We start from the raw sequence: 8,709 nt of genomic DNA on the forward strand, positions 1-8,709 counted from the left end.
TTTCGCGCTGGCAAACGGACATCCGACAGAAACAGTCAGATGACCGCTTCGAGCCCTAAGCGGTCAATAGGATTGCTAATCTTGAACGCCGTCCATCAGGAGTAGTTTGAGAACCGAGACAGGCCGAACATTTTGCGGTGTTCGACAGGAGTCAGTCCTGTCTTTCGTTTGAACAACCTCCTAAACGAAGGCGTATCGGCATATCCGACTGCTTCTCCGACCTCCACCACGGAGCAGTCGGTGGTTTCAAGCAACTGGCGGGCTTCTTCAATTCGCAGCGCCAAAACGTAGTCTTGCGGTGACTTACTCGTGGCTTTGCGGAAGCGTCGCGCAAACGTAGTTGGCGGCAACCCGGAACGTTTAGCCATTTCTGCGACTGGGTTATCGATGGCGTAATTGTTGGAAATCCATAGCTGAGCCTGTGAGATTATGGCGTCAGCATGAGGTGTAGTAGTAATCATTGAACAGAATGGTGACTGGAGTTCTCCGCGGTTGGCCATAAGCCAGACTTTTGCTGCCCGTACCGCCCTTTGCGTGCCGCCGTAATGCGCGATCAGGAATGTAGCGAGTTCCTGCCACCCGGTTGTCCCACCCGACGTTACAGGCCCGTGAGACGCATCAGCAAAGCAAAGGCCGCGGTCGATGCGGAGCCGCACATTCGAGTAGAACCTTCGAAAAAGGCCCTCCCAAGCCCAATGTGTGGTCGCTTCAACCCCATCCAAAATACCTATTTCCGCCAAATAGACCGCCCCTGTACAGGCTGACACGATACGCGTCTTGGCCAAGTCGCGCTTAGCAAGCCAAGCTAAACAAGGATGTAGTTCGGGGTCGAGGCGGTCGTGCGGTGAAAGTGTCAGTCCAGGTACGACAATAATATCAGCGTCGTCTGCGTTCTTAAATGTCTGGTCTGGCACGATCCATATGCCACTTCCGCAACGAAACCCTTCAATGTCCGGGCCAACGAGACTGACGTCAAACACCGGCATTGGCTCCTCGCCGCTCACCAAATGTTCCCAGTCCCGCCCTGCGGCCACCAAAGTGTCGTACAGGCCAAACACGCTGGAGGCGCTGGTTGCTGAGGTGGCAACGATTTGAACCGAATATGGCATCGGCAAAATTCCCAAAGTGGTGAATTTGCCCCCTTATTAGCCATTCCGCCACTCACGCGAAACGAAAAATGTCGTGCAGTCTTCAAGGGCACGTAGTTCGTTGGAGGTGTTAGCGATGATGAACGCAGTTTGGAGTATTTTTTTTGACATTGAAAAGCAAACCTTTCCAAAAAGGCCCGCCTCAGGAGAACTCAGCCCAACAGACGAACAAGGAAGAGGAACCGACAACTACAAAGTGACGGAAGAGATGTGGGATTCGGTGATCTATCTTGGACCAGGCTGTTCACTGGTGAGAGACCGTTAGTTTGAGCATTTTCAATGTCCGCTTCGTTCGCAAGCCGGTCGTAGCCAAGATTTGGGAGAGCGACCGCTTTATGGTGAGCGCGGTCGTTCCTGTTCGAAACTCCGAGTTTTCGGGGGTGAACGTCCGCTCAACGCCGCTAATCGGTCATCTAAGTAAATCCGTCAGGTGACTGCGCTGAGCCCAAAGTACCGGATACTGCGCAACGATCACTTGGCGGGTTCTGCACCGTAGTCCGCCTCCGATCGGTCTCAGGACGAAGGTGCAACATTTTTGGTGCATACTTCCCTGCCTGTTTGCATTTGCGCGCGCTTACATCGCCGTGTGCTAGCTACAACAGCGTGACACCGGCACCCGGCTCTGTTTATCGGTCGAGCATCGCGAGAACGGCGTCGCGATCGGACAGAACCAGCAGCAAGGCAACATCTCCCGGCTCAAGCTTTTCAAGTATCATTGAAGCGGCTTGTGTGGGCGAAGGAGCTCTGAGTATTTGGTGCGCACCATACCCATGGTCCAACGCTGCCCGTTCGATCAGATCAGAAATGTCACCCAATTCGCGACCTCTGAGATACCCCTCAAGTTCTGTTGCGACGACCACGTCGGGTTCGAAGTTCAGCGCCGTCGCAGTGACGTCATGGATATCCTGATCGGATCTGTCCCCGGCATGGCTGAGCATTATAAAACGCCGTTTTGCCGGCAGGCTGGACAGGGCATCGCAAACGGCCGAAATCGAATGCGGGTTATGGGCAAAATCCACAAAAACCCGCGCGCCATTATAGAGAAACTCGTTGCAACGGCCCGGGTTGTCCCTGGCGTCGGGCTTGAACCCTGCCAACCCCTTTCGAGCTGCCTGAACGGGCAGGTTCAATGCCAGGGCAAGGCATAAGGCCGCTAGGGCGTTAAGGATGTTGTATTTTGCTACGCCCCCCATGGTCAGGGGCACATCGCCGACGGCGATCACCACCCGTTCCGCCGCACCATCGAAAAAGACGATTTTTCCCGACCGCACATAGGCACAGCACTTGCCCGCATCGCGGGCCTGACGGATCAGGGCATTCTGCGCATCCAGCGAAAACCACCAGATATTCGCAGATGTATTCGCCGCCTCGGCACGGACAAATTCATCATCGGCATTCAGTGCCAGCACGCCACCCTCGGCCAGCGTGCGATGCACGGCGAATTTGGCCTGAGCCAGTTCCGGCACCGTGTTGACCCCGTATTGCCCCAGATGGTCGTTTGCCACATTGGTGACCGCCGCTGCCATTGCCGCGCGGGTCGGCAGACCCCGGCGCAGGATACCTCCGCGCGCGACTTCCAGACAGGCGACCTCCAGCCTTTTGTCACGCAACAGCATTCGACCGCCGCCAGGACCGGAATAATCGCCACGGTCGAGAATGTCGTCTCCCACCCGCACAAATTCGGTCGAGGTCAGCCCGGCAACCTTGCCAGAAGCGCGCGCGATCGCCTCAAGCAAACGGGTTGTAGTTGTTTTGCCGTTGGTTCCGGTAATGAAGGCCACCGGGATATTGTGCAGAGCCGACCAGTCCAAGTCATCGGGGGTAGGCAGCGCATCGACCGGCCAGGTCTGACTGCCAGTACCGTGCCCGATCGACACTTCGTCATCATCGCACAGGATATCCACACCATGCGCCTCTGCTGCGACAATCAGGGCAATCAGCGCGGGATTGGCTTCCTTCTCCATAACGCTTTTGACATCCGCAACCATCTGATCGAAATCGCCGGGCTCGGATGCCAACAGTTCGGCAGCACAGAAATGCCAGACGGTTTGCACCGCGAAGATCGCGGAATAGAGCTGATCCATCGGCGCTGAAATCGCCAGATTGACGCCACCGGTGAAACTGCGGTGGGTTACGTCCTGATCCTGCCAGCCAAGCCCGTCCAGCACGCGGCGCGCGTGTTTTTCCCACAAAGCGGTGACCTGCGCGGTGCCGATATCGGTGAAAAACACATCCATCACCGCGCCGGGGCGGTTCCACAACAGTCCCGGCCCGGTCAGGCGTCGGGCATCGTCTACCCGGATATGATCGGCGTACGCGCTTTCAATTGTCAGCGCGTTTTCAAGCTCTTCGATCCGGTCCATTCCGGTACCCCCGCTCAATCCGCGTCTTCGCTGATGTCGCGGGCCAGGCGCACGCCGCGCGCATCCCGGATCAGGTTCTGGTCGCTTTCGAACATGTCCTCGAACGAGGTGTCGATGGGGCTTGCCACCGGCGCAGCCTCTGTGACTGGCGCTTCGCTATCGGAGTTGAAATAGATGATCTGCTTCCAGCAGCGCGTTGTGTCATCACCGAAAATCACCAGCAGATCGCCCGGTGCGGCCTGTTCCAACGCTGCAGTCACCGCTTCGACCTCATCCGGGATGATCGTGATCGCGGCATCATCGACGCCGTTGTCGATCAGGGCCTGCCGCATCATTTGCGGCACTTCGTCGTGTCCACGGCCCCGGCGGCGGTCATCTGCCTTGCAGATGAAATGATCAAAATGCCCGGCCAATGCGGCGGCCCCGTCTACGATATCCTCATCGCGCCGGTCGCCGGGCATCGCAACAACGCACAGCCTTCGGCCCTTGACCTCCAACTGATCGGCCAACGCCGCCATCGCCTTGAGCGCGGCAGGGTTGTGGCCATAGTCGAGAATCACCTTGAAGGGATGCTCGTCATAGACATTCATCCGCCCGGGTGCCTGGAAATAGCTGGTGTCGAAGGTGCGCAGCCCGTGGCGGATATTGTCCAGGTCCACTCCGAAACTATAGGCCATCGCGGCGGCGAACATTGCGTTCTGGACATTGAAAATGGCCTTGCCTTCCAATGCCGCCGGGATCAGATGCGACCACAGCACCGGGATATGAAGACCGTTGTCATAAATGGTCAGCATGTCACCATTCATGCCCTTTTCAAGCACAATGGCCTTGCCGCCTGCTTTGATATGTTCCTTGACCAGGCTGTGCCCCGGGTTGGTGGTGACATAAAAGATCTGATCCGCACCGGCATAGTCGGCCATTTTCAGACAGTTGATGTCATCGGCATTCAGAACGGCCGTGTCGGTGGCGCTTTCCACCACCACGCGTTTGACAACGGCCAGTTCCTCAACCGTGTTGATGCCGCCAAGGCCCAGATGATCTGCCGAGACGTTCAGACAGGCCGCTACGTTCGAGCGCTGATAGCCCAGACCCGACCGCACAAGTCCGCCACGTGCGGTTTCCATCACCGCAAAATCGACAGCCGGGTCGCGCAGAACGATCTGTGCCGACTTGGGTCCCGTCATGTCGCCCTTGACGCTCAGCTTGCCGTCAACATAAACACCATCGGTCGAGGTCATGCCAACGGTCTTGCCGCTGGTTTTAATGATGTGCCCCAGCATCCTTGAAGTGGTCGTCTTGCCGTTGGTTCCGGTGATTGCCGCGATGGGGATGCGGGTTTCCTCGGTGGCCGGAAACAGCATGTCGATCACTTTGCCCGCCACGTCGCGCGGCTGACCTTCGGACGGTGCCACGTGCATCCGGAAACCGGGGGCGGCGTTCACCTCGACAATCGCGCCGCCGATATCCTTGTAGGATTTGGTGATGTCGTCGACAAGGAAATCGACACCGCCCACATCCAGCCCGACGGCCATGATGGCACGCTCGGCCATGTCACGGTTGTCAGGGTGCACCACATCCGTCAGATCAATGGCCGTGCCGCCGGTCGACAGGTTCGCGGTTGATCGCAGATAAAAGACCTCGCCGTCAGGCAGCACAGTTTTTTCCGCCACGCCCGCATTTTCCATCAGGCGTTTGGCCTGATTGTCGATCTCCAGCATGGTCAGCACTTTTTCATGCCCGATGCCACGGCGCGGATCCTCGTTCACGATATCGACCAGTTCGGCAATCGTGTGCGTGCCATCGCCTACCACATGGCCCGGCACGCGCTTGGCCACCGCGACCAGCTTGTTGTTCACCACCAGCATCCGGTGATCGAACCCGGTGATGAAGCTTTCCACCAGAATGGCGCGGCTGCGGGAATGTTCCTTGGCTTCGGCAAAGCCTGCCTCGACCTCTTCATCCGAGTTCAGGTTGATCGAAACACCGCGCCCATGATTGGCATCGAGCGGTTTGACCACCACCGGGTGCCCGATCCGTGCGGCGGCGCGCACGGCTTCACGCGCGGAATAGACCATGCGTTGCTGCGGCACAGGCAGGCCCAGATCGTTCAGCAGATTGTGCGTGTCTTCCTTGTCGCAGGAAATCTCGACCGAGATATGCTTGGTCTCAGAGGTTATGGTTGCCTGAATGCGTTTCTGGTATTTGCCGTGCCCGAACTGAACCAGTGACCCAGAATTCAGCCTGATCCAAGGGATGTCACGCTCTTGCGCGGCCTTAACCAATGAGCCGGTTGAGGGACCAAATTCCTTGCGCTGCGCCCGCAGCACAAAGCCACGCAACTCGTCATCCCAGTTGAATTCCGGTTCGAAGTCGTAGTCCACCTGTTCCTTGAGGGATTGCGGCAATAGATGCATCAGCAGCCGCATTGCCAGCTTGCCTGCGTCCAGACCAACATCGCGCTGGCGGTATTCGTAAACCATGTTGTATTGGCCGGGTTCGCCTGTGCCGCGCGTGCGGCCAAAGGTTACATCCGAACCGGCCACGTTCTGCACTTCAATGGCACAATGTTCCAAAACATGACCAAGCCAAGTACCTTCATCTTCGCGCAATCGGCGGATGAAACCACCGGGTTCGCGGTAGGAACAGCCATGTTCCGCCAGACCGGGAAGGGCCTGGGTCAATGCATCAATAAACTCGGAACCAATTTTGGCCGAAGGCCAATCTTCCAAAACGCCCAGATCAATGACGTGGCGAATGACCGGAAAACTTGCCCAGACATTCGGGCCGACAAAGACATTGGTCGAGATTATTTTCATGAGGTTCCTCGTTGGTTAGATTATTGTTTCCCCCCGCTGGCGGCCTCATCCCCGGACAGATCCGGCAATGTGCAGAACGCCATATGCTCATCCGGCGGAAAAGCCTGGCGAGCCGTCAGATCATAACGGCACCCTTCACCCAGAACGTCAAGCCGAAGTCCAAGAAGGCTGAGTGCTTCGCCGCGACGGGCATCCCACATCGAAGAATGGGTCAAATGGCTCGCATCCACCACGGTAACCGTTCCGCTGCCGATTACTTCAAAGACGTTATCGGGCCCAATGAAGGCCGCCGTGTCTTCGTCAACGCCCAATCCGATTAGAAACGGGTTAAAAGATGAAGCGGTTAGCAATCGACCCAGGCGGTTGCGTTGGGTGAAATGCTGATCAATGATGACGGCGTTGGTCAAACCCATACCGGGAGCCAGCGTGATGTTACCTTCGGCTGGACCAGAGTTGCTGCTGCCGCCTGCTACCATATGCTCGGACATGATCGAAGCACCGGCCGAGGTTCCTGCAACCGGCACCCCTGCCGCGTTTCGGCGCCGGATTTTCTGGGCGACCAGCGTGCCTCCAAGAATCGCTGACAGGCGCAACTGGTTCCCACCGGTTAAAAAAATCCCGGTAGCACGATCCAGCATCCCCGCGTAATCCGGGTTGTCGCAATCGGCGCGGCGCGAGATAGGCAGGAATTCAACCTTGCCTGCACCAAGCTCGGAAAAGATGCGGTTATAGTCCGGTCCGGTTTCTTCCAGCATCGAGGCTGTTGGGATCACGACGATATCAGCGTCGGCACCGCCGGATAGTTCTACGAACTTTCGGTGAATCTGCATTTCCTTGACGCGGTCTTCACCGCCGCCGATCGGAATGATGAACCCGCGCGGGGTTTCTGCATCAACGGGTGCAGGGCACATATCTTAACTACCTTCCGGTGCTATAGCGGGCAGCCACCGAGGACCGCGCGGACGCTCAAACCTGTTCATACATGCCGCGTCGGGCTATCTGGCCGTCGCGTACATGCCATTCCCCCCGGGCCATCACATGCCGCACGGCAGTGTTTTCGTCAAGAACGACCAAATCAGCGTCCATACCCACGTTCAGACGACCCTTTCGGTGCAGCTTCAGCAGGTCAGCGACATTTGAGGTCAGCGGAGCCAGAGCTTCGGGCATTGGTACTCCTCTGTTCGTGAGTTCGCGCAGCATGTCCGGCAAAGTGTCGGACAAACCAACACCGAACCGTGTCAGATTGCCTTCATGGTCAAAGGCGGGCAGGCAGCCACCACCGTCAGAGCTGATGGTGAAGCGGTCCGCGTGACCGCCCAAATCGCGAAACTGAATGTAGGCCTCAGCAGCAGAGATGCCCGGCTCGACATGTCCGCAAGGGAATGCGGTTGCGTCGATGTAACATCCGTGCCGTGCTAGTGCCACGGCCTGTTCGAAGAGTGGTTTGTTGCGATTGACATGGGTTGGATTGAAGACGCGTGCGGGGATTTCGCAGGTCGCGATAGCCTGTTCCAACATTGACAGCCCTCGCTCGCCATCTCCCATATGGCAATGCACAATCCCCGCCTTGCCAGTCATCAGACCCGCGACATGCGCCTCGCTCGCGATCCGCAGAAACTCGTCCAATGTCGGTTGGCTCGACCGGTGATCACTGATCGCCAGTTCCCCAACACCGATGACCGGATCAAGGAACACAATGTCTCCACGGGGTGAACCGGTGAGGGTGGTCAGTGGGACGTGATAGCCACCGGTGTGACACCAGGCTGAAAGTCCTTCTTCCCGCAACCCATAGGCCTGTTGCACCAGCGTCTGGGTGTTGCGGGTCAGATCGTCCGTGCCCAATACTCCAACGACTGAAGTGACACCGGCACGCGTGAAAGAGGACAGGACAAGCGGCGGCACCCGACTGGCTGGTCCGGTTTCACCGCCACCGCCAGTTATATGCGCATGCCCATCAATAAAACCCGGAATAACCGCTGCACCTTCGACGTCAATGATCTCTGCCTGAAGCTGGTCCGGCAATTCGGGATTTTTACTGCCGAGGTAAATGATGCGCTCACCCGCGGTGAGAATATGGCCCAAACCTACAGGCTCAGGTGAATAGAGACGCGCATTCTTGATGAGCTTCAACACGTTGCAAATCCGTCAGTAGGAGCGAAGACGTCCTTCTTTGCACCAAATGGCAGCAAAAGAACCATCCCCTTTTTCAGGGAAAGCGTAGATGTCGGTCGTACGCAACTAGCAGACAATGAGAAAAATGAAGCGGATGGCAAGTTTGTCCGCATGGCAGTCATCGAACGCAAATAAACCAAAGTCTGGTATCTGAAGGAGCAGCCGTTCGCGCCTAAACCTTCGGAACCCGTTTTGAGATGACGAACGGCC

At 57.3% G+C, this 8,709-nt stretch carries 7 protein-coding genes; 1 reads left to right on the forward strand and 6 read right to left on the reverse strand.

Features of this window, described 5'->3' with window-relative positions; translation table 11 throughout:
* Positions 1-95: 95 nt before the first annotated feature.
* Positions 96-1,109, reverse strand: coding sequence for a GlxA family transcriptional regulator (locus ALB80_RS21505; RefSeq protein ID WP_050606161.1), 1,014 nt, complete (start codon positions 1,107-1,109; stop codon positions 96-98).
* 115 nt (positions 1,110-1,224) lie between these two features.
* Here ALB80_RS21505 and ALB80_RS21510 point away from each other — a divergent pair, with 115 nt between their 5' ends.
* A complete protein-coding gene (locus tag ALB80_RS21510) occupies positions 1,225-1,413 on the forward strand; it encodes a hypothetical protein (protein ID WP_050606162.1) in 189 nt (62 codons plus the stop codon).
* 361 nt (positions 1,414-1,774) lie between these two features.
* Here the strand turns inward: ALB80_RS21510 and ALB80_RS21515 are convergent, their stop codons facing one another.
* The 5 genes from ALB80_RS21515 to ALB80_RS22550 form a co-directional block, all read right to left on the reverse strand.
* Entirely contained in the window at positions 1,775-3,511 is a 1,737-nt protein-coding gene (locus ALB80_RS21515; RefSeq protein WP_083445424.1) for a Mur ligase family protein, read from the reverse strand.
* Positions 3,512-3,525: 14 nt separating this feature from the next.
* Positions 3,526-6,327: a cyanophycin synthetase gene (gene cphA, locus ALB80_RS21520; protein ID WP_050606163.1), complete on the reverse strand. Its 2,802-nt coding sequence runs from the start codon at positions 6,325-6,327 to the stop codon at positions 3,526-3,528.
* 20 nt (positions 6,328-6,347) lie between these two features.
* Positions 6,348-7,238 (reverse strand): cyanophycinase, encoded by an 891-nt coding sequence (locus ALB80_RS21525; RefSeq protein WP_082643737.1) that lies wholly within the window; start codon positions 7,236-7,238, stop codon positions 6,348-6,350.
* A gap of 55 nt (positions 7,239-7,293) precedes the next feature.
* Positions 7,294-8,460: a beta-aspartyl-peptidase gene (gene iadA / locus ALB80_RS21530; RefSeq protein ID WP_050606164.1), complete on the reverse strand. Its 1,167-nt coding sequence runs from the start codon at positions 8,458-8,460 to the stop codon at positions 7,294-7,296.
* Positions 8,454-8,709, reverse strand: a 256-nt coding sequence (locus tag ALB80_RS22550) for a hypothetical protein (RefSeq protein WP_216597700.1), incomplete at its 5' end; no start/stop codon positions are given. The genes iadA and ALB80_RS22550, both read right to left, overlap by 7 nt.

This window comes from Ruegeria sp. 6PALISEP08 (assembly GCF_001238295.1).
Taxonomy (GTDB): domain Bacteria; phylum Pseudomonadota; class Alphaproteobacteria; order Rhodobacterales; family Rhodobacteraceae; genus Ruegeria.